Raw genomic sequence first — 25456 nt, forward strand, 5'->3', positions numbered from 1 at the left:
ATCGGGACTGCCGCGGCAGGCGGACTGGGGGGCACCGGTACGCTGCGGGACCATGGCCCAGAAGCGGTTCGTCGTGATCGGCGGTGGCCCGGCGGGTCACTCGGCGGCTACCTATGCGGCGCGCTACGGCGCAGACGTGACGCTGATCGAGCGCGACATCGTGGGCGGCTCCGCCCACCTGCGCGACTGCGTGCCGTCCAAGACCATGATCGCCACCGGTTCGGCGCTCAGCTTCGCCGGTCATCTCGACGAGCTGGGCCTCGCCAATGTGTCCACATCGGTGGATACCCCGCACCTCCGCCAGCGCATCGGCGACATCGAAGACCGCCTCGCTGAGGTTGCCCGGCAGATGCTGGTCAGCCAGGGTGTGCGGATCCTGTCGGGCTCGGGCCGCCTGCTCGGACCCAACGAAGTCTGCGCAGATACCGCCGACGGGGCGGTCGAGATGTCGGCCGATGTCGTCGTGCTGTCGACCGGCAGCCGGCCCCGCATCCCCGAGTGGGCGCCCATCGACGGCGAGCGGGTCCTGACCACCCGCGACGCTTATCCGCCCGCAGAGCTGCCCGAGCACCTTGTGGTGGTGGGCTCGGGGGTGACGGGCGTCGAGTTCGTGCACATGTTCACCTCGCTGGGCTCCCAAGTCACGCTGATCGTGAGCCGGCAGCAAGTGCTGCCCCATAAAGACCCCGAAGCTGCCGCGGTGCTGGAGCAGACCTTCAGTGATCTCGGTGTCGCCATGCTCAAGGGCGCACGTGCGGTGGACATTGTGCGTGACGGCGATGCGGTCGCGGTCGTGTGCAGCGACGGTCGCACGGTACGGGCAACGCACGCCTTGCTCGCCATCGGCTCGATTCCCAACAGCGACGGCTTGGGGCTGGAGAACACCGAAGTGCGAGTCGACGGCGAGGGCTATGTGGATGTCGACCACAACCTGTGCTCGTCGGTGCCGAGCATCTATGCGGCGGGCGACCTGTCGGGCAAGCTGCCGCTCTCATCGGTGGCGGCGATGCAGGGACGCAAGATCGTCGAGCACGCCATGGGCCTGCACGAGACCCGCCCGCACCGCCATCTCGACTACGACAAGGCGGCATCGGCCATCTTCACCGAGCCCGAGATCGCCGATGTCGGACTGGCCGAGGCGGAAGCATTCGCTACCGGCCGCAAGATTCGCGTCACGAAGGTGCCGTTCGGCGCGAATGCCAAAGCACTCATCGAGGAGAACCCCCGCGGTTTCGTGAAGATCGTCTCCGACCCGCTGACCGGCCAAGTGCTGGGCGGCTCCATCGTGGGCCGGCACGCGGCCGAGCTGATCTCTGTGGTGGCTCTTGCTGTCAGCGCGAACCTGCGCGTCCAGGACATCGCCGAGAGCCTGTTCGTATACCCGTCCCTGAGCGAGGCCCTCTCCGAGGCAGCTGAGTGAATCACCGCAGCTGGCGCACTCGCCTCATTCTGATCTCGCTGGCGGTGCTGACTCTTATCGGGGCGGTGGCGACTGGTGCGTCCGCATTCGTGCTGCTGCAGCTCGGAAGGATCGAACGACACGAGCTGGCGGACGTGCTGACATCCGCTCCCCAGCAGCCGGTGACCGCCGCCGACGTGCTCATCGACCAATCCCGCACGGCCGCGGCGAATCCCGATAGCGCGACCGCTGGGGACGGCGCGAGCATCGGCGACGATGCCAGCGGCGACGATGCCGTGCTCGGCGAGCAGGATGAGTTCTCGGGCTCGTCAAGCGCTGGGAACCTCGCCGCAGGCGAGCCGGTGCTGCCGGGCGGTCCGGACGGGGAGAACTACCTGCTGGTCGGCACCGACAGCCCCTTGGGACTCGCTGCCGATGATCCGTTGCGCGCCGGCCACTCAGACCAGAACCGGCTAGCGGACGTCATGATGGTGATCCGACTGCGCGACGACGGCACCGCGGCCATGATGTCCATCCCGCGGGACTTGGCAGCGGAGATTGCCGGCACGAGCGACATCGCCGGCACCGGTGTCATCGCCAAGATCAACAGCGCCTACAACCGCGACCGCACCACGGCAGCGCGCGCAGCCCGCCTGATCGACACCGTCGAGGAGAACCTCGACATCACGCTGCAGCACTTCGTCGAGGCAGATTTCCAGGCGTTCTTGCGGCTGGTCGATGCTGTGGGCGGCGTCGAGATGACCTTCGACCGGCCGTTGCGTGACCAGCCGAAAGAGAACGCCACCGATCCGACGGAGAGCCGGAGCGGGTTCGTCACCGGGGCGGGCACCCATGTCCTCGACGGCAGGCAGGCGCTTGCGTACGTCCGCAGCCGCCACCTCGAGGAGCAGTTGCCTGACGGGACCTGGCAGCGGCATGGCGCCTGGAATGATCTCGCCCGTACCGACCGCCAGCGCGGATTCATGCGCACCGCAGCTGCGCAAGTGGCACCAGCGTTGCTTGCCAACCCGATCAACCTGCTCGCGGTGCTGGACATCGCGGCCGACCATCTGTCCACGTCCGACACGCTGAGCATCGTCAACGACGGCCGGAGACTCGCGGACAAGTTCGCCGGCCTCGACGTCGATGTCGACGTCGAGGACTACGAGCTGCGAGTCGTTGACGTACACGACCCGGTGCGATGGTCGCTCGGGCTCGATCCGCTGCGCGCCGAGCACAATCAACGGGTTCTGGACGTGTTCCGGGGCATCGGCTGGGACGACATCGTCGAATCGCGCGTGCGGGTGCAGGTCACCGGGACGGCGCGGCACCAGGTGGCTGCACGGCTGAGCGAGCTCGGGTTCGACGCGCAGGCAGCGGGGCCGATGCCCGAAGGCATCTCGCACGCTCCGGAAGGCACCGTCGTCTATCTGGCCCCGCAGGGACGGCTCGCTGCCGGCCTGCTGGTCAGTCACCTGCTGCCTGTGCCAGACTTCGCCGGCCATGCCGAGCTTGACGCAACGACGGTGATCCTGCACATCGGCGACGAACCGCCTCGCATCGATCCCGGCTACCGGAGGGTCGACGTGCCTCCCGCCGACCAGCTGGCGCCATGAGCGGTACATCGCCCGAGTGCCGCATCCTCGTCGTTGGCGCGGGCTACGTCGGACTCACGACAGCCGCGTGTTTCGCCCACCTCGGCCACGACGTCATCTGCGCGGACATCGACCGGGCCAAGGTGGCGTCCTTGTCGGCCGGTGTCGTGCCGATTCGCGAAGCCAATCTGGATCGGCTCGTCGCGGAGGGCATAGCCGAGCGTCGCCTCCGGTTTGTGATCTCGGCTGAAGCCGTCGCAGGCACGTGCGATTTTGTCTTCGTCTGCGTGCCGACGCCGCTGCGTGCCGACGGCGAGACCGAGCTCAGCTACTTGCTGGCGGCACTCGATTCGGTGGCGTCTCGCCTGCAGCCAGGCTCGGTCGTGGTGACGAAGTCGACTGTGCCGGTGGGAACCGCGCCCAAGATTGCCGCGGCGCTCGGGCGCACCGATGTGGCGCTGGCGTCGAATCCCGAGTTCCTGCGAGAAGGCTCGGCGGTTGCCGATTTCCTGTCACCTGATCGGATCGTCATCGGGGCCGAAGATCCCTCAGTGGCACGCCGGGTTGCGGCGCTGTATGCGGGCGTCGAAGCGCCGGTGATCCTCAGCGATCCCACATCGGCCGAGACCGTCAAGTACGCGGCAAACGCGTTTCTGGCCGCCAAGGTTTCGTTCGTGAATGCGCTCGCAGCCGTGTGCGAGGCAGTCGGCGCCGATGTCGACACAGTTCTTGCCGGGGTGGGTACCGATCACCGCATCGGCTCGGCCTACCTGCAGCCCGGTCCCGGCTGGGGCGGCTCGTGCCTGCCGAAGGACACCCGTGCGCTGGTGTCGGTCGCCAACGACGCCGGCTACGTCTTCGACCTGCTCGAAGGCGTCATTGCGGTCAACGAGCAGCAGCTCGACCGGGTGGTGGCGAAGGTTGCCCGGATGGTCGTGGGCGAGTCAGGCGACGTGACGGATCCCACTGCCGATGACGGAGCCCCGGGATCTGCCGACCTTGACGGTGTCACAGTGGCCCTGCTGGGACTCACCTTCAAGGCTGGCACTGATGACCTGCGCGGCTCCCCTGCGCTGCGGGTCGCCGAGCGGCTGAGCGCGACGGGCGCGCGCCTCGTGGCGTACGACCCGGCACTGGTCGACCTCGACGACCGTCCCGACATCGCCTCGCAACTGCCAGCGACCCTGCACATCCGAAACTCGGCGCTCGAAGCCCTGCATGGTGCCGACGTAGCCGTCGTGCTGACCGAGTGGCCCGAGTTCGCGGCCCTCGACTGGGATCGGGCCGCGTCGGAGATGGCCGCAGCCCGCGTCGTGGACGCACGCAACCTGCTCGACGCGGACCAGCTGCGCGCTACAGGCTTCACCTACGAGGGCCTCGGCCGGCGCTGAGCGCCGGCGCATCGGGCCCGGCGCAGATAGAGCCTCGAGCGCCGGTAGCTTGTCGCCCCGTATGGCGAGATCAGCCGCTGCCAAAAAAGTTGCCAAAGCAGCGAGCGCCGGCGGAAGCGGCAGGAGCTTCCGCCCCCGGCGCGACATCCTGTTCCCGGCGGCGATGCTGCTCGTCGTCGCCTTGGGCGTCGTGCTGATCCTCTTCGCGCGCGTCCAGCGGGCCGAGAACGCGCCGGCCGGCCCACCGCGCATCGGCGATCACTGGCACTCGCTCTACGCGATCTACGACTGCGACGAGTTCATCTTGGACTTCTACCCCAACGACGCAGACGACTCCACCGGCATCCATACTCACGGCGACGGATTGATTCACATCCACCCATTCGTTTCAACAGTCACCGGTCAGTTCGCCACGATCGGGGCATTCATGCGCGAGATCGAGTTCGAACTGACCGACTCGAGGATCGAGCTGCCCGGCAGGACCTTCCTCGACGAGTCCGGCGAGGGCTGCGCGTCTCCTGATCCCGACAGCGACAACCCCGATGTCGCTGCACCGGCGGCTGAACTGCGCATTATGCGCTGGGAAACCCTGCAGGCAGAGAAGGCACTGGCATTCACCGAGGATCTGCGCGATGTGCGCTTGCTCGGCGACGGCCAGATCTTCGTGTTCGCCTTCGTTCATCCCAGCGTCGACGACGCCGACATCCCGCGACCTGACGACAACTTCCTCCGCTCCTACCTCAATTTGCCGCCGGCGAATCAGCCGCTTGCCGGCATCACGGATCAAGAAGGCCCAGTGCTCGACGACGACGGCGGGAGTGAGCCAGTCGAAGGCGATCTTCCGGCCACCGCTGAGCCCTCCGAGACTTCCGAGCCCGTCGAGTCCCCCGACCCTGCTCCCGAGGAAGAGCCGACTGGCACTGAACCGTCTGGTGCAACATCCTGATTCCTCGTGCCGGTAGTTCGCGATGAAGGCGATCGTGCTGCTAGGCGGCTTCGGCACCCGGCTGCGCCCGCTGACCAACGACACCCCCAAGCAGATGCTGCCGGTGTGCGGGCGGCCGATGATCGAATGGGTCTGCGAGCACCTGCACAGCCACGGGATCGATGACATCGTGCTCTCGTTGGGCTACCGGGCCGAGGCGTTCACTGTTGCCTACCCACGCGGTCGCATCGGACAGCTCGCCTATCAGGTGGCCGTTGAGCCCGACCCGCGCGGCACCGCGGGAGCCGTGCGGTTTGCCGCGGAAGCCAGCGGCATCACGGACACCTTCTTGGTGCTCAATGGCGATGTGCTGACCGATCTCGACGTGGACGCACTTGCGAGCCTCCATGCCAGCTCGGGAGCGGAAGCCACCATTGCGCTGCAGCCGGTCGCTGATCCCTCGCCATACGGCCTCGTGGCGGCAGATCCGTCGGGCCGGGTGCTGTCGTTCTCGGAGAAGCCGGATCCGGGTTCGGCCCCTGCAACGCTGCCGCGAGGCGGCGATCGGCCCACGATCAGCGCCGGTACCTACGTGCTGACTTCGGCGGTGCTCGATCGCATCGCGCCCGACCGGCCTGTCTCCATCGAACGGGATATCTTCCCTCAGATCGTCGCGGACGGGGCGCTGGCAGCGCTGGTCGCCGACTCGTACTGGCTCGACACGGGCACGCCGCAGCAATACCTCGCTGCCAACTTGGATGTTCTCGCGGGCCGGCGCGTCGCCGCCAAGGTGACCGATGGCATCAGTGCGGCATCGGACGGCATTCATCCCGATGCGCAGATACGCACGTCAGTCATCGGCAGCGGGTGCGAGGTCGGACCGGGCGCTGTCGTGCAGCGGTCAGTGGTGGGGGACGGCTGCCGCCTCGCCGCCGGCGCCATCGTGATCGATTCGGTGCTCGGCGCGGGCGCTGTCGTGGGAGCCGGGGCAACACTCTGCGATTGCTCCGTGATCGGCAGCGGCGAGCGGGTCGCCCCGGGCGCCGTGCTGCGCGCACAGCGCCAACCGTCGCCGGAGCTGGTGTCTGACAGTTAACGGAACAGGTCCTCGGCGGGATCCCTGATGATCTCTGAGCGCACCGAGGCACGCCGCAGCCAACTCGGGTCGACCCCGCGCACGATCGCAACCGGTACGCCCCGCGCCTTGCCGCACACCAAGTCGGCAGCGGAGGCGATCTCATCGGCCACGCACACTTCGGTGACCATCAGCTCTCGCCCCAGCGCATCTGCAGTGCCCTTCAGGTCGACGACGGCGGCGATGCCCGCGCAGCCGATGGCCACATCGGTGACGCCGCGCCGCCACGGGCGCCCGAATGTGTCGGAGATGATCACCCCGACGGCGCGGCCCGACAGCGCCCGTATGCGATCTCGGATCTTGTTGGCGGAGCGGTCGCTGTCGTCGGGCAGCAGCGCGGCGTAACCCCGTTCGACGTTGGACAGATCGATTCCTGCGTTTGCGCAGATGAATCCGTGCTTGGTCTCGCTGATGATGAGGTCGCCGCGCCGGCGCAGGATGCGGACTGACTCACGCTCGACGAGGGGCTTGTGCGACAGCGGATCGTTGGGGTCGATCTGCTCCATGGCGCCCTCAGCCTTGGAAACGATCTTCTGCGTCACGACGAGTACATCGCCGTCCTGCAGGCCGGCAGGTGACGCCTCGCAGGCGCTGGCGATGACGGCTCCGAGATCGGCACCGAGCGTGATCTCACCGATGCCTTCGAGCGGATGCAATTCGATGGTCATGTGCTCATTCTTGCGCCGACGCCTTCCAACGTCGCTCGGGCCAGCCCGGCCGCGCGGTCCGGGTCGGCCATGATCGTGTCGGTCACCACCGGTGTCATCCCCGCCTGGGCCACGGCGGGAGCGAGTTCGGCGTCGGCGTGATCGATCACCAACGTGCCTGCGAACTCGGCGTAGAGCCGTGCCACGCCGACGACGCTGGGCTCGTGGCCCAGCTCGCGCATCATGGCTCCGGCCGGCCCCTTGATCGATGCGCCGCCCACGATGGGTGACACGGCGATGACACTGCCTCGTCGGCCGCGCAGCGTCTCGCGCACCTGGGGCACATCGATGACGGGGCCGATCGAGACAAACGGATTCGACGGCGCGACCACCACCGTGCCGGCGCTGCTCAGCGCATCCAGCACGCCCGGTGCCGGCTTGGCCCCCTCGATGCCTGCGAAGCGAACCGACCGCACGGCGATGCCGTGCCGGTGAGCCACGAAATACTCCTGGAAGTCGATCTCGGTTGCTCCGTCGGGCTCAGCCGGCGTGATGCGGGTGGCGATGGGATCGTCGCTGACCGGCAGCAGCGTCAGCTCGAGCCCGAAGCTGGCAGCAATCTCGCCGGTCACCTGCGACAGGGATGCACCGTCGCTGCGTCGCTGCGTGCGGAACAGGTGCAGCGCAAGATCCAGGTCGCCGAGCTTGAACCAGTCCTGGCCGCCGAGGCGTCCCAGCTCGGTGAGCACGCGCCAAGTCTCGCCGGCCCGGCCCCAGCCGGTCTCGGGGTTGATCTGGCCAGCGAGCGTGTAGGTGACTGTGTCGAGATCGGGGCTGATGTCAAGGCCGTGCAGCGTGAAGTCGTCGCCGACGTTCACGATCGCAGTGACATCCGTGGGCCGGCAAACGCGCAGCAGCCCGCTGAGGAACCGGGCGGCGCCGACGCCGCCGGCCAGCACGGCGACGGATCGAGAGTTCGAGGCGATCATGCCGAGGCCTGTTTGGGCGGGCAGTCTGGTGCAGCTGTGTTGGCCTGCTGGCCGGCGGCCAGCGACACAGCGGTGGCACGCAGGCTTCGGCTCGTGCCGCCCGGAGAGGACGGTGCAGCGACACCCACCGCATCCGACGGCGTCGCGTAGCTGCTCGGGCTCCACACCTCGTAGCCACTGCCGTCAGCGCGTACCTGCACCTCATAGAGGGCAGTGTTCTGGAGGCCCGAGATGGTCGCGGGCGAGCTGACATCGCGCATCGTGATCCACTGCCCCCCGACGGGCCGGTACCTGATCCGGTAGCCAGATGGGCCGCTGCTGCCGACTGCGGCCGGGGCCCCCCAGCGGACTTCGAGGGCGCCGTTGAGCGGCTGCACTGTCACGTCACGCGGCGCTCCGGATGCGTCCGCGCGGGGATCGCACTCGCGGTCCAGGCCTCTGAGCGCGTCGGTCGCCGCCGCCGCTGCGGAATCGGACACCGCGGCGGGCCCGCCGAAGATCGTGAGCCGTACGGTGCCCGCATCGGGAACCGGGCCGGCCAGGAATCTGCGTGTCGCATCGGGCAGAGCCGGCTCGGACAGCAACAGCGGTGCCCGCCGCAGACCCAGCAGTGCGCCGCCGACCAGCGCGTCGGGGAACTTCCGGCCGTCCGCGAGGCCGAACTCATCGGACCCGAAGCAGCGGTCAGCTAGCGCTTCGGCGATCTCGGCGGCCGTCTCGAAGCGGTCCTGACCCCACAGGCGTTGCACTCTGATGCCTGCAGCGGTGAGCTCAGTCTCGACCGAGGGCGTGACCGCCGCCGGTCCGCCCGCAATCAGCACCTGTTGGATCGCGTAGTCAGTGGCGAAGTTCTTGACCGCTGTCGGCAGCCGGTCGGGCTCGGTGAGCAGCACAGGATGCGGGCCTGAGAAGGCAAGCGGCGACAACGCCAGGGCATCAGCAAATTTCTCCCCGGTCGCCAGCAGGGCGGTACGGCGCCCGTCCCCGCAGTAGTCACCGATCTCTCGGACTTCGATCTCGCGGGCGATGTTGACCACGGTCCGGTAACGGTCGGAACCCTCCAGCCGCTCGGGCCTGCCGCTGATCAAGGCGGCCAGCGCATCTTCGACGTCGTCGGAGATGGCAGTGGTGCCGCCGGCGATGATGATGTCGTCGATCCGGTGCCGCTGGATGAAGCTGCGGGTTGCCGGGTGCAACTCATCGGGCGGCGACAGCAAGATCGGTGCATTGCGCACGCGTGCCAGCGGAGTGGCCGCCAGCGCGTCGGCGAACGATTCGCCGGAGGCCACGATGGCCGTGTCGATGGGACCAGCGGCGGCTGCATACTCCTCGGCGATCTTCGCCGCGGTCTCATAGCGGTCGGCACCCCACAGCCGATCCGAATCGACACGTGACGCAGCTCCCGCTGCGTTTCCGGTCCCGACGATCGCTGTTGCAGCCAGCAGCATCGCCGCTGCCGCACGCAACGGGCGAAACCAGCCGTATTGCGGGCAGCGTGCCATCCGCGGCACCGTACCGGAACCCGTCGTCCATGCGGGTGAGGCCTCCGGTGGTGACTTCACAGCGTTGGCGGTGACCCGTACCCTGAACTGCGCCCCTACACGCCTGTCCTGCAATCGGAGAACCGGAGCCGACCCGTGCCGACGGCCCTCATCACCGGAATCACCGGCCAGGACGGCCAGTACCTGGCCGAGCACCTGCACGGCGAGGGCTACCGGGTGGTCGGGTTGATCACGGGCCAGCGCAATCCGCGCTCGGAGACGATGGCAGCCGATCTGCCCTATGTCGAGCTCGTGCCTGGTGACCTCGCCGATCTGGCGTCGCTCATCGCGGCACTCGAGTACACCCAACCCGACGAGGTGTACAACCTCGGCGCCATCAGCTTCGTGGCGCTGTCGTTCAAGCAGCCCGAGCTGACGGCCAACGTCACCGGATTGGGTGTGCTGCGATTGCTGGAAGCCATCCGACTGGTGGGCGGTGTGAACAACCCGATTCGCTTCTACCAAGCCTCCTCCAGCGAGATGTTCGGCAAGGTACGCGAGACACCCCAGAACGAGCTGACGCCGCTGCACCCGCGCAGCCCATACGGTTCGGCCAAGGTGTTCGGGCACAACACCACCGTGAACTACCGGGAGAGCTACGGGCTGTACGCCTGCAGCGGAATCCTGTTCAATCACGAGTCTCCCCGGCGGGGCCTCGAATTCGTGACCCGCAAGGTCACCAACGCCGTCGCGCGCATCAAGCTCGGACTGCAGGACGAGGTGGCACTCGGGAACCTCGACGCCAAGCGCGACTGGGGTTTCGCTGGCGACTACGTGCAGGCGATGCATCTCATGCTCTCCCAGCCCGAGCCCGATGACTACGTCATCGCAACGGGCCAGACGCACGCCGTGCGCGACTTCGTGCAGCTCGCCTTCGCCGCAGCCGGCATCGACGACTGGGAGCGTTACGTGCGGATCGATCCCCGGTTCTTCCGGCCTGCTGAGGTCGACCTGCTGGTCGGCGACGCCTCCAAGGCTGCGAGCGAACTGGGGTGGGAGCCGCAGATGTCATTTGAAGAGCTGGTGACGTCGATGGTCACGAACGACATCGAGATCGAGCGGCGCAAGCTGAAGTGACGACTCCGCTGCAGGATTCCTGCCCCGGGGGCAGCAGATGGCACCGGCGCGTTCAGGCGCGAGCGCCGGTCGCATCCGGCGCAATATCCGACCGGCAGCACCCGCAGGCCGGTACCACTACAGGGGTGCGGGAACTCCCCCAGAGGCTGAGCCGAATGGCGAAGCGGCGCCGGCTCGCCGGCATGGCGATGGCGTGTGCGGTGACGGCGGGATCCCTGGCGTTCGCGGTGCCGCCGGCCGGCGCACAGACCGCGGAGCTGGCCCCGAGTGTGATCGTCGTGGAGGGCCGGGGTTTCGGGCATGGCAACGGGCTCAGCCAGTGGGGTGCGCTGGGCTATGCCGTCGACCATCGCTGGACCAGCGACCAGATCGTCGAGCACTACTACAGCAACACCACCCGGTCCTCCGCGAGCAATCCCGACGTCTGGGTGCATCTCACCGGCAACGACCGCAACGACCTGCTGGTCACGTCGGCCTCGGCGTTCACCGTGGCAGACCAGCAGTTCGACGGCGGCGACGTCGTGCGGATCGGCGTCAGCTCCGGCGATTTCTGGGTGCGCTCAAGCGCCGGCTGCGGACGTCGTGGCGACCTCGCCGCCGATGGGCTCTCCGCGTCGAGCCGCCGCGGCGATCGGTACATCGAAGCTGTCCCGTCGAACAGCGACTACGCCGTGGATGACCAGTCGCAGCTTTTGGTGATGATCTACTGCGACAGCCGGGACCCAGCGGTGGAGTCGAGGCGGACCGCCTACCGGGGCACCCTCGGCGTGGTAGACCAGAACGGCCCGTTCTCGTTCAACCGCGTCCCGCTGGAGCAGTACCTGCGCGGCGTCGTGCCCCGCGAGAGCATTCCGGAGTGGGGCGCGGCGGGCGGCGGGCGTGGCATCGCCGCGCTCGAAGCGCAGGCCATCGCGGCACGCTCATATGTGCTCTCGCTGGCAGCCTCGCGTGCGCGCAGCGGAAGCCAGGGGAGGTTCACCGACACCTGTGACTGGTGGAACTGTCAGGTGTACGGCGGCGCTGCCCGCGACGGGAACGCGCTCGATCACGGAACCCGGTACATCCACACCAACACCGCAATCCGGAACACGGCGGGCCATGTTCGCGTCCATGACGATGGATCGATTGCCTTCGCTGAGTTTCACGCGTCGAGCGGCGGCTGGACGGCCGGGCTCGACGAGGGCTCCCGATTCCCTGGCGTTCAGGACCTCGGCGACTCGACGGCCGGCAATTCCAACCATGCATGGGAGTTCCGCATCAGCAGATCAGACATCGAGGCGGCCTATCCGAGCATCGGCAGCCTCGTCTGCATCCAGATCACCCACCGCAATGGCAATGGGGCGTGGGGAGGGCGGACCCGTGGCATGCGCATCGTGGGAACCGACGGCATCGAGGACTTCGAGGGGCACTCCGGCGTCGAGAACGGTCAGTGGAACCGGTGGGCACGCGATCCGTTCCGCAAGAGATTCTCCCTGCGGTCGGATTGGTACCGCTTCCCGCAGTTCCCCGACGGCCAGCCCTGCGAGCGGCCTGCTTCAGGCACCCCGGATCCGCCGGCAGAAACAGACGGCCCCGGCTTATGGGTGCTGAAGTCCGACGGCACTGTCATCGCCGATGGGACAGCGGAGCACCTCGGCAACGGGACGCTGCGGTCGTCATCTGATCGGTTCACGGCCATGGCTGCGCATCCGGATGGTGACGGTTACTGGCTCGCGAGCTCCGGCGGCGATGTCCAATCCTTCGGCGACGCCACCTATCACGGGAGCGCCGTCGGTGCCGGAGGGGCCGAGTTTGTGGTGGCGATGGCTGCGCATCCGGATGGGAACGGTTACTGGCTCGCGACCAGCCAGGGCAACGTGTTCGCCTTCGGAACTGCCGGGCACTGGGGCGCCATCGCGCATCTCTGGCTGGCTGCTGAGGTCGTCGACATCGAGGCCTCGCCGACTGGCGACGGTTACTGGCTGGCGCTCGACGACGGGCGCGTGCTGGCATTTGGCGACGCACGCGATCTCGGATGCGGACCGCTGCTGCGCTCTGGCATGGCCGGCATCGGTCTCGCAGCCTCACCGGACGGCGGGGGCTACTGGCTCGCAGGCGCCGATACAGCAGTGCATGCCATCGGCGCGGCAGACCACCATGGCGATCGCGCCGACCGCCAGAACCGGCTGCGCGCCGTCGGGTTTGCTGCTACGGCCACTGGCAACGGCTACTGGCTGGTGTGGAGCGACGGCACCAGCTTCAACTACGGGGACGCGCCCGACTACCGCACCTCTCGTGCCGGATTCGGCGTCGTCGCTGCCGAATCCGTGCGCTGAGAGACTGAGCGCGGAGTGAGCTGGCCGTGAGTTCGCCAACCTCGGAGGAGCTGCGGCCGTCTGCTGAGGCGGAACCAGCCGTTCTGGCACCTCCGCCTGCGGTTGCTGCCATCGTCACGACGGGCTCGCAGTGGTCCGATACCGAATTCACCCTGCGGGCGCTTGCCGCCCAGGACTACCCGCGGCTAGCGGTGCTGGTGCTGTGCGATGCCGAAGGGGAGCAGGGGCTTCGGGTCCGAGAGCTGCTTCCCACCGCCGCTGTTGCGGATCCCGTCTCGTCTCGCAGAAGTCGAGGCCGTGGGAGGCAGCGCGGGCGGATGGGCGCTGTCAACAACCGGGGGGCATCGCTGGTCCGGGGGGCCGACTACCTCCTCTTCCTGTCCGATCGCGTCGCGCTGGCATCCGATGCCATCAGCATTCTCGTCGACGATGCCGAGAACGTCCCGGGCCGGATCGTCGGTGTCGCCGGTCCCAAGCTGCTCGACGCCAGCGACGGTCTGACGCTGCGCGATCTTGGCGGCACCGCTGACCGCCTCGGGGTCCGGATTCCCGTCGCCGGTCAGGACGAACTCGACCAAGAACAGCACGATGAGGCCCGCGATCTGTTCGTGGCTCCCACTGAGGCGATGCTGGTGCGGGAGGACATCTTCCGCATCGTCGGCGGCTTCGATCCAGCGCTCGAAGGCGACGGCGCTGTTGTCGACCTCTGCTGGCGGATCCAGCTCTCAGGTGCGCGGGTCCGGGTGGTGCCGTCTGCAACCGGGACGGTGCAGTCAGATACAGCGCCGGCCGCTCACGGGCCCTCGGCGCGCCAGCATGAGCATCGAGCCCGGCTGCGCACCATGGCGAAGTGCTACGGGTGGGTGCACCTGCTGCCTGCCGTGATTCTTGCGGCAGTGCTGGCTGCGGGTGAGGTGGTGCTGGCCGCGCTGCGTGGGCGGTTCGCCCAAGCCTCAGACGTGGCACTGGCATGGCTGTGGAACGCCCGCCACCTCGGCGGCACGTTCGCACTACGCGGCGCTGCCAAGCGCTACCGGCGGGTGCGAGATGCCGATCTGCGCCGATTGCAGCAGGGCGGTTCGGTACGTGTCGCCGACTGGTTCCGCTATCGCCTGAGTCCAGAAGGCGGACTGGCGGCACGGACCACGATCGACGAGAGCATCCTGGGCACCTGGCGACGCAATGCGCACCGGACGGTGTGGGTGGTCTGGCTGGGGGTGCTCGGGCTGATCGCCTTCGGCTCGCGCCACCTGCTCACGGGCGGCGTCGGGGCATACGGCCAGTTCGCACACTTCCCCGACGCCGGCACGATGCTCGGGGCGTACCTGGACGGCTGGCGCGACAGCGGGGTCGGTGCAGCCGGGATCGGCCCTCCCGCGATGGGCCTGCTAGGCCTCGCTGGCGCTGTGCTGCTTGGCGGTGTCGGGCTTTTGAGGAACATCGCTATCTGGGGCTTGGTGCTCGCGGGCCCCGTCGGCATGTGGCGGTTGTGCGCCACCGGTTCGAGTGAAGACGGGCCGAGCCGCAATGGCCGGCTGGTCGCCCTTGTGTTGTACGCCGTGTGCCCGTTGCCGTACAACGCGCTGGCGGCCGGCCGCTGGGATGTACTGCTGGCATACGGAACTGCACCTGCGATCGTGCTGCTCACCAGCCGCCTGGTGGGCACCTCGGCTGCTCGGCCGCCACGCGACGGCTCCCGGCGCGGCACGGCAGCCAGGCTGGCCTCGCTCGCCTTGCTCCTTGCTGTTGTGGCAGCGTTCGAGCCGTTCATCGTTGTGCTGGCCGCCGCGGCGGGGGTGGCCCTCGCCTTGGTCGAGCTGGTGCGCCGTGCGCCGCGCCGTGAGCCGCTCGGCGCGCCGGTCGCCGGATTGCTGCGGGTAGCTGTGGCCGTGGCACTCGCAGCGGTGGCGCATCTTCCCTGGCTGTTCGAGTTCGGTTCATTGCGCGCCTTCCTCGAAGTCTCGCTCGGCGGCCGCACCTCGTCGACGCCGTTGTCGCTGGGGGAGCTGTTGCGGTTCCAGACCGGCCCGCTCGGCGACCTGCCGCTCAGCTGGGGTCTGCTGGCTGCCGCGGCAGTGCCGCTATTGGTCGGGAGCGGGGGCCGGCTGTGGCTGGCGGTGCGTGGCTGGCTGGTAGCGCTGGCCGGCTTCGCGTTCGCATGGGTCATCGTGGCCGGCTGGGCCGACCAGCTGGTCAGCAGCGCAACGCCGGAGCTCTCGCTCGCCGAAGTGTCCTTGGCATTCGGGGCTGTCGGCCTGTGCTGGGCCGCAGCAGCAGGGCCTGCAACGCTGGCGACCGCCGACTCAGACGCACCTCCACGGATCCGCAGTGCCATGGTCTTGCTGAGCGGCATTGCGGTGGGTGCCATGGTGCTCCCGACTGCGTGGGCGTCGATCGACGGCGACTGGTCGGCGCCGAGCTTCGATCACCGGGTGCCGCTCGGGCTGGTCGATGACCGGGACGTCGGGCCCGACTACCGGGTGCTCTGGCTCGGTGCCCCCGAGGTCTTGCCGTTGCGCGGCTCCGACCTCGGCGTGGAGGGACTCGCCATGGGGATGTCGGTGCGGGGGTATCCCGACATCCGGCACTCGTGGGCCACGCCGCAAGCACCCGGCGATGAACGCCTGGCTAACGCCGTACGGGTGGGGCTGGCGGGCGACACGCTGCGATTAGGGCGGTTGCTGGGTTCTTTCGGCGTCAGGTATGTCGTGGTAGTGGAACGCTCTGGACCGTCATACACCGACGGCTGGGACCGACCGGTGTCCGCGGCGGTCTCCGAAGCGCTCGCCTCGCAGATCGATCTGCGCCCGCTGGCGGCAGATCCCTCGGTGCAAGTGTTCCGCAACGAGGCGTGGTGGTCGTCGCGGTCACAGTTCTCCCGGCCGATTCCGGCTGGCTTCGCCGCTGACCCAGTGGATCTCGTCGTGAGCGACTTGACCGACGGCATCGGCGTGCTCACCGACTACCGGTCGGCTACTAGTCAGTTCGGACCGGTGGGTGCCGGCACCGTGCTGGTCACTGATTCCTACGATCCGGGCTGGCGACTTCACATCGACAATGCGGACAATGCAGGCGCTGCAGCAGTTGAGCCGGCACCGGCGCTGGGCTGGGCGATGCGCTTCGATCCGTCCCAAGCCGGCCAGGCTGAGCTGCGCTTCGAACGTTCTGCCGTGGTGTCCAACCGGATCGCTGCGCAGGTGCTGATCTGGCTGGCGCTGATCTGGGTGGCGATCGGCCAGCCGACCCCCCTCGCCGACCGACTCGCTGCGCTCATGAAGAGGTCAACGCGGTGAAGGTCATCCGATGGCTGCCCCGGCTGCTGATTCCGCTGGCACTCGCGGCAGCGCTGGTGATCGACACCCGCGACGACCGGGCGCCGACCTCTGTTGCGGCCGAAGGCCCGCAGGCGCAGGCGCAGGTCGCGGTGCCGCCCCCCGATGCGCTGACATCGAGCTGGTTCTGCCCCCTTGTCGGCCTGCGGGGACCAGTCCAGGGTTTCGGAGAGGTCACCACAGAGGTGCTGCTCACCAACATGACGGCCGAGGTGGCATCGGTGTCGGTCGAGTTCCGAGGACGCACAACGGGTCGGCAGTATGTGATGGCCGACGTTGCGCCGCATAGCACCGGGGTGGTCAGCACGTCTGACTATGTGCGTGACGAGGTCACCGGTGCACTGGTGGAGTCTTCGTCGGGCGGGCTGGCAGTAACGCGCAGGTTTGTCTCGCCGCTCGGGATCGACGAGGCTCGCTGTTCGAGCGTGCTGGCTCCGGATTGGTACGTGCCCGTCGGCGATACGCAGACCGACGCGCTGGCGGTGCTGGCCATCATGAATCCGCTGCCCCGGGACGCGATCGTCGATGTCACCTTTGCATCGGAAGCAGAATTCGGCCCGTTCGTGGCGCCGGCGCTGACGGGAGTGGTGGTACCTGCGTGGAGCACTGTCGCCGTCGATATCGGCGAGCATGCGCGCCGTCGAGACGTTGTGGCGGCATCAGTACGGGCCCGCGCTGGCCGGATCGCAGTGGACTCGCTCGTGGCCTACGACGGGAGCGTCGGCCGCCGCGGTCTGGCTGCGGAGCTGGCTTCGGTGGCCACCGGCCGGCGCTGGCTTGTGCCGGTGGCCGGCATTGACGACGGCACACGCTTGTGGGTGCGGATCTTCAACCCGTCCGACGATGTGGCGGAAGTCACTGCGTCCATCGTGTCCGACGACCCGCTCAGTGATCATCTGGCCTTCGCCGTGGCATCGCACGACGTGGTGGAGTTGAAAGTCACCCCGCCCAGTGAGCTGGCACCGGGACTGGAAACGCTCCTCGCCACACCAGGAGTCCCCTTCGGTGTGTCGGTTGCCTCGCAGAATGACGTTCCCATCGTCGTGTGGGCAGAAGCGCTGGTGGGCAGTGCGGCGAGCCCGCTCACCGACCTCAGTGCCGATCAGGATACTGCCTCCGAAGCCGAGTCGGAGGACGAGTCCGTCACGGTGGTGGCCCAGACTGGCGGCGCAACCGACGCCACAGAGTCTGGTGCCGCTGCCGGAGTTGTCGACGAACCGGCAGTCGAGGCCCGCCCTCCGGTACTGCGGGCGCGGTCGGGCCTTGCTTTCGTGCCGGGTGTCGTCCAGACGGGCGACCGGTGGCTGGTCGTCATTGCGCCGCAATCCGGTGGCGAGGCGTTTGTGACGATTATGACGGATCCGTTCGCGCCGTCCGAAACCGGTGCCCCCGATGACGGCGATTCAGCTGAGTTGGCAGGCGGCCATGGCCGCGTGGTGGTCGCGACGCTGAGTCGCGAGACGGTGGCCGTCATCGACGTGCCGGCATCGGGTGTGATCACTCACCGGTTAGCCAGCGGCACGGCCCGCCTTCTCGTGTCCGACACGCCGTTCGCAGTGCTGCTGTGGCAGGCACGAGTGTCCGATGCAGGCCTGAGCGTGGCGCATCCGGTGGCCTGGTGAACGGCTGATGGAGCGCCTCGTCATTGCCGTAGTCCTGATCGTTGTCGCGATCGCGATCGCGTCGCTCGCCCAGCGCCGCCGCGGTGCATCGGCCACGGCAGTGCCGAGGTCGGAACTGCCCCCGGTCGTCGATCTCGCGGCGGTGGGCATCCCGGCCGGCCCGGCGCTGGTGGTCTTCACCGAAGAGACCTGCCGCACCTGTCAATCAGCCCTCGCAGTGGTGCGAGGCCCCGCTGGCGCAGGGTTGCCAGTCGCCGAAGTGCCGTTCGGCGTCGAGCAGGAGCTGTATCGCCAGCACGGCATCGACACTGTGCCGACAACGGTGGTAGCCGACGTCGACGGCCGCGTGGTCGATGGCTGGGTCGGCAGCGTTGACCTGTCCGGCCTGGCCGCGGCCCTGGCGCAGGCAGTACCCCGCGCCGATTAGCCAGCTACGAGCGCGGTGATCTGCTCGCCCGTGATGGTTTCGTGCTCGAGCAGGGCCGCGGCAATGCGGTCAAGGGCAGAGCGGTGCTCGACGAGCGCATTGCGTGCCCGGTCCTGCTGTGTCCGCAGGATCCGCTCGACTTCCTCGTCGATGACCCGGGCGGTCTCGTCTGAGTAGTCGCGTCCCGACACGAGATCCTCGCCGAGAAAGACCTGCGCGTGCGAGCCCCAGGCCATGGGCCCCACTCGGTCGCTCATGCCCCACTCGGAAACCATCTTGCGCGCCAGCTCGGTGCCCTGTATGAGGTCGTTCGCCGCCCCAGTCGAGGTCACGCCGAACACGGTTTCCTCTGCCATGCGGCCGCCGAACAGCACTGCCAGCCGATCCTCGATGTACTCCTGGCTGTAGGCGTGTCGTTCCTCGGGCAGCTGCATGGTGACACCCAGCGCCTGACCGGTGGGCAGGATGGTCACTTTGTGGACAGGGTCGGCGTGCGGGAACAGGGTGGCGATCAGCGCATGCCCGCCTTCGTGGTAGGCGGTGACCTCCCGCTCTCGCTCTGTCAGCGCCACCGACTCGCGACGCTGGCCCATCAGCACCCGGTCGCGCGCCGCTTCGAAGTCTGCCTGGGCGATCGATTCCGAGTCGCGCCGGACGGCGTGCAGGGCCGCCTCGTTGACCAAGTTCGCCAGGTCGGCGCCGCTCATGCCGGGCGTGCCCTTCGCCAGGGTGTCGAACTGCACGTCGGAGTTGGTTTTCTTGTCCTTCGAGTGCACCTCCAGGATGGCGAGGCGCTCGGAGAATTCCGGCAGTGGCACCACCACTTGGCGGTCGAACCGGCCGGGCCGCAGCAGGGCGGGATCCAAGATGTCGGGCCGGTTGGTGGCCGCCATCATCACGATGCCGCCGCTCTCCTCGAATCCGTCCATCTCGGCCAGCATCTGGTTGAGCGTCTGCTCCCGCTCGTCGTGGCCGCCGCCGAGACCCGCGCCTCGCTTGCGGCCGATCGAGTCGATCTCGTCGATGAAGATGATCGCCCGCCCCAGCTTGCGAGCGCTCTGGAAGAGGTCTCGCACGCGGCTGGCTCCGACGCCCACGAACATCTCCATGAAGTCCGAACCGGTCACCGACAGGAAAGGCACACCGGCCTCTCCTGCCACCGCCCTGGCGATGAGCGTCTTGCCGGTGCCAGGCGGGCCCACCAGCAGCACCCCTTTGGGGACCTTGGCACCGATCGCCGTGAAGCGTTCGGGCGTTCGCAGGAAGTCGACGACTTCGGTGATCTCCTGCTTGACGCCGTCGTAGCCCGCAATGTCCTCGAACTTCGTCGAGGGGCGCTCGGTGGTGTAGGTCTTGGCCTTGCTCCGGCCGATCGACATGATCCCCGACATCTGGCCTTGCGCCCGCCGCTGCATCCACCAGAACAGCAGGAAAATCAAGCCGAACGGCAGCAAGAACGGCAGCAGGCTGACGAGCAGGTTGGGCCGATCCGTGTGGAACTCGATCGACACCTCGCGCTCTCGCAGGGTTCGCAGATCGGTCTCGGGAAGCTCCACAGGTCCCTCGGAGGAGAACCTGGTGCCGTCGGTGTACTCGCCGGTGATGGCGCCGGTGCCGTTGGTGACCGTGACGCTGCTCACGGTTCCCGAGGACACCTCGGCGATGAACGCGCTGTAGTCGATGGGCTCGCCGCCGTCATTGCGCAGCAGCCCGGGCAGGAACATCACCGACAGCAGCACCATGGCGAGCAGCCAGATCGACCAGCGGGGCCAGCGCTCGCCGCGCCGGCGGGCTCCGGAGTCGGCCGGAGACGGCGCGCTGTGCCTGGGCCCGTCTTTCGGGGTGTCGTCGGCCGGCGCGTCGGAAGGCTCGCTGGCACGCGGCTTTCGCGCGCGGGAGTGCCGCTCGCCCGAGGGCACCTCAGATGCCATGGGTTCATGCTAAGAGGCTGAGCCGCTATGCGGCGATGCCGTGGCCCGAGCGGCCCGTGAGCGCAGCGAACAAGAGCGAGGAATACAGGGCTTGGCAGTCGCCGGACCCCTGTTGGCCGGGCCGCGTCGTCGCCTCTCCGCCCGGCCTCTAGCCTGCGCGGGTGGCCGCACTGACCACGCGCCCCCCGGCTACGGGGTCGGTGTTGCGAGCGTGGGTTGAAGCTGCGGTGGTCGTGGCGAGCTGCGTCGCGGTGGTGGCGTGGCTCGATCCAGGCCGGATCCTCTCGGTGGCGACGCCCACCGGCGGGGACATGGGCGCCCATGTGTGGGGACCGGCCTTCTTGCGCCATGAGCTGTTGCCGGCGGGCTCGCTGCGCGGCTGGACGATGGAGTGGTACGCCGGCATGCCCGCCATGCACTTCTACATGGTGCTGCCGTACCTGATGATCGTGGCGGCGAACGTGGTGCTGCCCTACGGCGTGGCGTTCAAGCTGGTGGCGATCAGCGGCATCGTGTCGATGCCGGCCGCTGCCTGGCTCATGGGTCGGCTGGCGGGATGGGCGCAACCGCTGCGGATGCTGCTGCCCGCAGCGCTGCTGCTGTTCGTCTTCGATGTCAACTTCACGATTTACGGCGGGAATGCAGCCTCGACGCTGGCGGGGGAGTTCGCGTTCTCGATCGCGCTGTCAGCGACGCTCGTGTACTTGGGCATGCTCTGGCGCTCGCTGGAGCGGGGGACCGGGCGCGCCCGGGCGAGCTCGGTGTTGGCGTTCGTGGCCCTGTGCCATCCCATCCCGCTGGCGTTCGCGGTCACCGCCAGCATCCTGATGGTTGCGGTGCGCGGCCTCCACGCACTGCCTGGCCGCATCGGCCGGATCCCGGTGCTGGGTGCGTCCATTGCGGCGATCATGCTGTGGGCCGCCATCTGGAACCTTGCCGAGTCTCCGCTGGCTCGTCTGGCGGTGCCTGCGGGCGCTGTTGCGGTGCTCGTGGCCATGGAGTGGCGCCGGTCGTGGCACGCGCTGGTCATCGGCATCATCGGCGGAGCGCTGTCTGCGTTCTGGACGGTGCCGTTCGTCGCCCGGCGGGCGTACCTCAACGACATGGGCTGGGAACGGCTCACCTCGGTCCGAGAGAATTTGTTCTTCACCGACAAGATCAGCGGCGACGGGGCGCACCACAGCATCACCTGGCTGCTCGTGCTTGCGGGTGTCGGGGCCGTCATCGGTCTCGCACGCTGGTACCGCCCGGCGCTGACGTGGACGGTCATCGCCTTCACGATGGCCATGGGGTTTGTCCACTGGCCCCAGCACCGGCTATGGAACGCACGCATCTTGCCGTTCTGGTACCTGGCGGTGTACGTGCTGGCGGCGATGGGCCTGTGGCTCATCATCGACACGCTGACTCGTCGCCGCGCTCCTGCTGCGGTTACTCCAGATGCGTACGCCTCGGATGCAGACGCTCCGGCCGCAGACGCTCCGGCCGCCGGTCTCCCGGCCGCTGCGGCGCAGGGGCCGGTGGCATCCGGACATGGCGTGTTGCCGTGGGTCCGGACAGTCGTGCCAGTCGTCGCCTTGGCGGCGGCAGCAGGCCTGCTGTCATTGCAATTCGGCAACTGGCCCGCTGCGAGGCACCACGCCGACGGCGCACATCGCTTGGGGCCTTTCACGGTGTCCGCAGAGGATCGCAACTTCGTGCACGGCTGGGCCGACTGGAACTTCCGCGGCTACGAGGGCCGCCCGGCGTATCCCGAGTACCACGAATTCGTCACAGCGATGAGCGATATCGGCAAGACACCTGCATACGGCTGCGGGCGCCTGTTGTGGGAGTACGACCGGGACATCGTGGGTGCGTACGGCACGCCGATGGCCCCGATGCTGCTGCCGCACTGGACTGACGGCTGCATCGCCTCCATGGAGGGTCTCTACTTCGAGTCGTCGCCCACCGTGCCGTTCCACTTCCTCATGCAGTCGGAGCTGTCGGCGTCGCCCTCGCGTCCGATGCGCGGCCTTCCCTACAACGCCTTGAATCTCGATTTGGGCGTTCCCCACCTGCAGATGTCGGGCGTGCGCTACTACGCAGCGTTCAGCACCGAAGCGACCGCAGCAGCCCAGAATTCTGCTGACCTGCTGCACATTGCCACGGCGGGGCCGTGGTCGATTTACCTCGTCGCCGACAGCGACCTGGTGTCGCCGCTGCCGTTCGAGCCAGCCGTGGCCGACGATGTGTCCCAAGCCGGACGAGCGTGGACCGATCCGGCTGCAATCTGGTGGAACGACCCGGCGGCGTGGGCTGTGCCGATTGCTGCTGATGGGCCCGAGCACTGGTCCAGGGTGTCGCTGCTGGCGCCCCCCAATCCAGACGGGGCGCCGCCTGCGTCGTTGACGCGATTCAGCGCGGCACCGAGGCGCGCCTTGCCGCCGGTCCAGATCAGCAACCCCGAGGTGGAGCGGGACCGGCTGTCGTTCTCGGTGGATCGGCCCGGCATTCCGGTGCTGGTGAAGGTGTCGTACTTCCCGAACTGGTCGGTGCACGGTGCTGAGGGTCCGTACCGGGTGACACCCAACTGGATGGTCGTGATCCCCACCGACGAGCGAGTCGAGCTGAGCTACGGCGCCACTGCGGTGGAGTATCTCGCTTGGCTGACAACGCTGCTCGGCGCGGCAGCGCTCGCGCTGGTCGCCGTACGGCCCCCGGTGCGCTTCTTCCGTCGCTCAGAGGCTGAGTCCCCGCCCCGCGCGGGCCGTCTGCAACCTCCCACCGGCATTGAGCCGGCGGTCTCGGTAGTGCTGCCGGCGTACCAAGCAGCGCACCTCGTCGGCGCAGCCGTCACAGAGGTCAGCGCAGCTCTCGGCGGCCACGTAGCTCTGGATGGCCCACTCGAGATCGTGGTGGTCGATGACGGTTCGACCGACGGCACAGCAGAAGCGGCCCGGCGAGCAGGCGCTGATGTGGTGGTGTCGCTGGAGGCCAACCGGGGCAAGGGTGCTGCGGTGCGCGCCGGGATGCTGGCAGCGAGCGGCCGTCTGCGTCTGTTCACCGATGTCGATCTCGCCTATCCGCCCGGGCAGCTCGCTTCGCTCATCGATGCGCTGCGTGACGGGGCCGATGTCGCGCTGGGCAACCGGCGCCACGCCGAAGCACGCACGATCAGCCCGGCGCGGCCTGCCAGGGTGTTCGCGAGCCGGATGTTCAACGCCTTCACGCGCCTCGTGCTCCTGCGTCGCTACCGAGACACGCAGTGCGGCTTCAAGGGCTTCACCGCCGGGGCTGCAGAGGAAATCTTCGGCCGCGCAGTCATTGACGGGTTCGCCTTCGACGTCGAGGTGCTCTACCTCGTCGAGCACCTCGAGCTGACGACCGCCGAAGTGCCCGTCACCGTGGATCACTCAGCCGATACCACCGTCCGGCTGGTGGCCCAGTTGCCCAGAGTCGTGGCCGACATCGGCCGCATCCGTCACCGCGCCGCCGCGGGCGCCTACGACGCCCCTCGAGTGCCGCCATCCGGCATGCCTGCCGGCCCGGCCCCTCAGGCTTGAGCGTCCTGAACTGCAGGTGCGGGATCGCTGACCGGGCTCTTGGGGTGCGGCCTGCGCTCATTGCTCGCTACGACGGCCATGAGCGGGGCCGGCCGTGCCTGACCCGGCGTGCGTCGGGTCGGCGGCGCATGGTGCCGTGACCGCGATCGCGGAATGGTCACGCCGCTGGGACGCGTCTGGGAGAACAGGCCAGCTTCGTCGAGCAGCACCCGGTCCTCGTATTCGTCGAACCACAGCGCTTCGGGATTCCGCCCGACGATGGTGACCTTGCCCCGGTCCGGCGCGTGGGCCGGATTTCGCAGCACCTTGAAGATCACCACGCCGTTCTCGGCACCCGGCAAACCGGCAATCGGCTCGTCGGTCACCGCTGAGACCTCTGTCTTGCCCTTGTAGTGCACGATGGTGAGTCGGGCGTGCGACTCCACTCCCGACAGCCCGCGCTGCGAATCGTTGAGGAGCTGCCACGCGGTCTCGATGGGCACATTAAATGCCTTGTAGGCAATGATGTTCCGTCCGCAGAAGAAGTAGTGGTTCTCGACGCCGACGCCCTTGAGCGTGCGCTGGAGAATCCGCAGTGCATCGGCATCGTCGTTGACCCCAGCGATGATGGGAGTCTGGTTCTCGACGCTGATCCAGCCGCGTTCAACCAGCGAATCGATTGCCTGCCTTGTGTTCGGACGCCACTGAAGGAATCCCTTCTGATCGGCGATATACCGCCCGTCGGCATCTTTCAACAGGAACTCGTCGGGATGGTTGAAGTGGATCATGAACCGCATCGCGACATCGGGATACACCTCATGGAAGCGGTCGATCATCGCGAAGAAGGCGTCATCGAAGCGATCCGGGTAGAACGCCAGCTCCTTGGTGCCCACCCGGATGGCCTCGGCGCCCGCTTCGGCCAATGCCGTGAACCATGCCGCCAGCTTGGAATTCGGCAGCACCATGGGGTCGCCGCCCGACAGGAGAATCTCACGCAGCTTCGGCCTGCCGGTTTCCGGATGAGTACCGCCGTTCGCTGCAACAGCGGCATTGTGTGTCTGGATGTACTCGGTGATCTCGCCAACTTGGGCGAGGCCCTTTTTCTTGACTGTGCCGTCCGAACGCTCAATCTCTTTGCGCCCAATCAATTCCTCGCGATAACAGAATCGGCAATGGGCCGAGCACGTCGAGATCACATACAGCAGCGCCATCTCATACTTATGCAGCAGTCCTTCGATAGGGCTGTAGTCAAGTTGATTCGCTGGGTCTGGATCACCCTCAAGATCCACTGTTTCATCAGGTGAGGCCTTGACCAGCTTTTGTAGTGCTGGGCTCGACTTAGCCATTTCAAAATAATGCCGTGTCAGTTTGACGGGCATTCTTACTTCTACGTCACGATCAGTGCCACGCAGTTGGCTTAAATCGCTGAGCTCTTTCTCACTATAGAATGTGCGGAAATCCTCAGGCGCGGAGCCACTCATGAAGGGTTCGAGACCATTGACAATTTGACGGTCGTACCTGGGGTTCTCGACCTCGTCAAGCACCAATTGTTCCCGTTCTGTTGGCTGGTATTTACTCTTCGTCATCGCCTCTCTCGCTTGCTTCAGGCAGG

Annotated in this window: 16 protein-coding genes; 11 read left to right on the top strand and 5 right to left on the bottom strand. The window is 67.7% G+C overall.

Annotated features, from left to right (window positions below; translation table 11 throughout):
- Positions 1 to 52 precede the first annotated feature (52 nt).
- From VI480_RS11030 to VI480_RS11050, 5 genes are all read left to right on the top strand, one after another.
- A complete protein-coding gene (locus VI480_RS11030) occupies positions 53 to 1420 on the top strand; it encodes an FAD-dependent oxidoreductase (RefSeq protein ID WP_323672894.1) in 1368 nt (455 codons plus the stop codon).
- A complete protein-coding gene (locus VI480_RS11035) occupies positions 1417 to 3015 on the top strand; it encodes an LCP family protein (RefSeq protein WP_323672895.1) in 1599 nt (532 codons plus the stop codon). Before VI480_RS11030 ends, VI480_RS11035 begins: the two co-directional genes overlap by 4 nt.
- A complete protein-coding gene (locus tag VI480_RS11040; RefSeq protein ID WP_323672896.1) occupies positions 3012 to 4385 on the top strand; it encodes a UDP-glucose/GDP-mannose dehydrogenase family protein in 1374 nt (457 codons plus the stop codon). The genes VI480_RS11035 and VI480_RS11040 overlap by 4 nt, the downstream gene beginning before the upstream one ends.
- A gap of 61 nt (positions 4386 to 4446) precedes the next feature.
- Positions 4447 to 5331 (top strand): hypothetical protein, encoded by an 885-nt coding sequence (locus VI480_RS11045; RefSeq protein WP_323672897.1) that lies wholly within the window; start codon positions 4447 to 4449, stop codon positions 5329 to 5331.
- A 22-nt stretch (positions 5332 to 5353) separates the two neighbouring features.
- Positions 5354 to 6406, top strand: coding sequence for an NDP-sugar synthase (locus VI480_RS11050; RefSeq protein WP_323672898.1), 1053 nt, complete (start codon positions 5354 to 5356; stop codon positions 6404 to 6406).
- Here the strand turns inward: VI480_RS11050 and cofE are convergent.
- From cofE to VI480_RS11065, 3 genes are read right to left on the bottom strand one after another with little or no spacing between them, the layout of a single operon-like run.
- Positions 6403 to 7113 (bottom strand): coenzyme F420-0:L-glutamate ligase, encoded by a 711-nt coding sequence (gene cofE / locus VI480_RS11055; RefSeq protein WP_323672899.1) that lies wholly within the window; start codon positions 7111 to 7113, stop codon positions 6403 to 6405. The genes VI480_RS11050 and cofE overlap by 4 nt on opposite strands.
- Positions 7110 to 8081, bottom strand: coding sequence for a 2-phospho-L-lactate transferase (gene cofD, locus VI480_RS11060; RefSeq protein ID WP_323672900.1), 972 nt, complete (start codon positions 8079 to 8081; stop codon positions 7110 to 7112). Before cofD ends, cofE begins: the two co-directional genes overlap by 4 nt.
- Positions 8078 to 9583, bottom strand: a complete 1506-nt coding sequence (locus VI480_RS11065; RefSeq protein ID WP_323672901.1) for a cell wall-binding repeat-containing protein — start codon at positions 9581 to 9583, stop codon at positions 8078 to 8080. Before VI480_RS11065 ends, cofD begins: the two co-directional genes overlap by 4 nt.
- A 135-nt stretch (positions 9584 to 9718) precedes the next feature.
- Between VI480_RS11065 and VI480_RS11070 the strand changes: the two genes are divergently transcribed.
- The 5 genes from VI480_RS11070 to VI480_RS11090 all read left to right on the top strand — a co-directional run bounded on the left by VI480_RS11070 (position 9719) and on the right by VI480_RS11090 (position 18395).
- Positions 9719 to 10699, top strand: coding sequence for a GDP-mannose 4,6-dehydratase (locus VI480_RS11070; RefSeq protein ID WP_323672902.1), 981 nt, complete (start codon positions 9719 to 9721; stop codon positions 10697 to 10699).
- A gap of 155 nt (positions 10700 to 10854) precedes the next feature.
- Positions 10855 to 13014: a SpoIID/LytB domain-containing protein gene (locus VI480_RS11075; RefSeq protein ID WP_323672903.1), complete on the top strand. Its 2160-nt coding sequence runs from the start codon at positions 10855 to 10857 to the stop codon at positions 13012 to 13014.
- Positions 13015 to 13040: 26 nt separating this feature from the next.
- Positions 13041 to 16307, top strand: a complete 3267-nt coding sequence (locus tag VI480_RS11080) for a hypothetical protein (protein WP_323672904.1) — start codon at positions 13041 to 13043, stop codon at positions 16305 to 16307.
- Complete coding sequence (locus VI480_RS11085; RefSeq protein ID WP_323672905.1) at positions 16304 to 17968, top strand: hypothetical protein; 1665 nt, start codon at positions 16304 to 16306, stop codon at positions 17966 to 17968. Before VI480_RS11080 ends, VI480_RS11085 begins: the two co-directional genes overlap by 4 nt.
- Positions 17969 to 17975: 7 nt before the next feature.
- Complete coding sequence (locus VI480_RS11090; RefSeq protein ID WP_323672906.1) at positions 17976 to 18395, top strand: thioredoxin family protein; 420 nt, start codon at positions 17976 to 17978, stop codon at positions 18393 to 18395.
- Here VI480_RS11090 and ftsH read toward each other — a convergent pair.
- Positions 18392 to 20326 (bottom strand): ATP-dependent zinc metalloprotease FtsH, encoded by a 1935-nt coding sequence (ftsH, locus tag VI480_RS11095; RefSeq protein WP_323672907.1) that lies wholly within the window; start codon positions 20324 to 20326, stop codon positions 18392 to 18394. The genes VI480_RS11090 and ftsH overlap by 4 nt on opposite strands.
- 161 nt (positions 20327 to 20487) lie before the next feature.
- Between ftsH and VI480_RS11100 the strand changes: the two genes are divergently transcribed.
- Positions 20488 to 23865: a glycosyltransferase gene (locus VI480_RS11100; RefSeq protein WP_323672908.1), complete on the top strand. Its 3378-nt coding sequence runs from the start codon at positions 20488 to 20490 to the stop codon at positions 23863 to 23865.
- Here the strand turns inward: VI480_RS11100 and VI480_RS11105 are convergent.
- Positions 23856 to 25430, bottom strand: a complete 1575-nt coding sequence (locus VI480_RS11105) for a hypothetical protein (RefSeq protein WP_323672909.1) — start codon at positions 25428 to 25430, stop codon at positions 23856 to 23858. The two genes, VI480_RS11100 and VI480_RS11105, sit on opposite strands and share 10 nt — an antisense overlap.
- Positions 25431 to 25456 lie beyond the last annotated feature (26 nt).

It is taken from the genome of Candidatus Poriferisodalis multihospitum (assembly GCF_028283155.1).
GTDB classification, from domain to species: domain Bacteria; phylum Actinomycetota; class Acidimicrobiia; order Acidimicrobiales; family Poriferisodalaceae; genus Poriferisodalis; species Poriferisodalis multihospitum.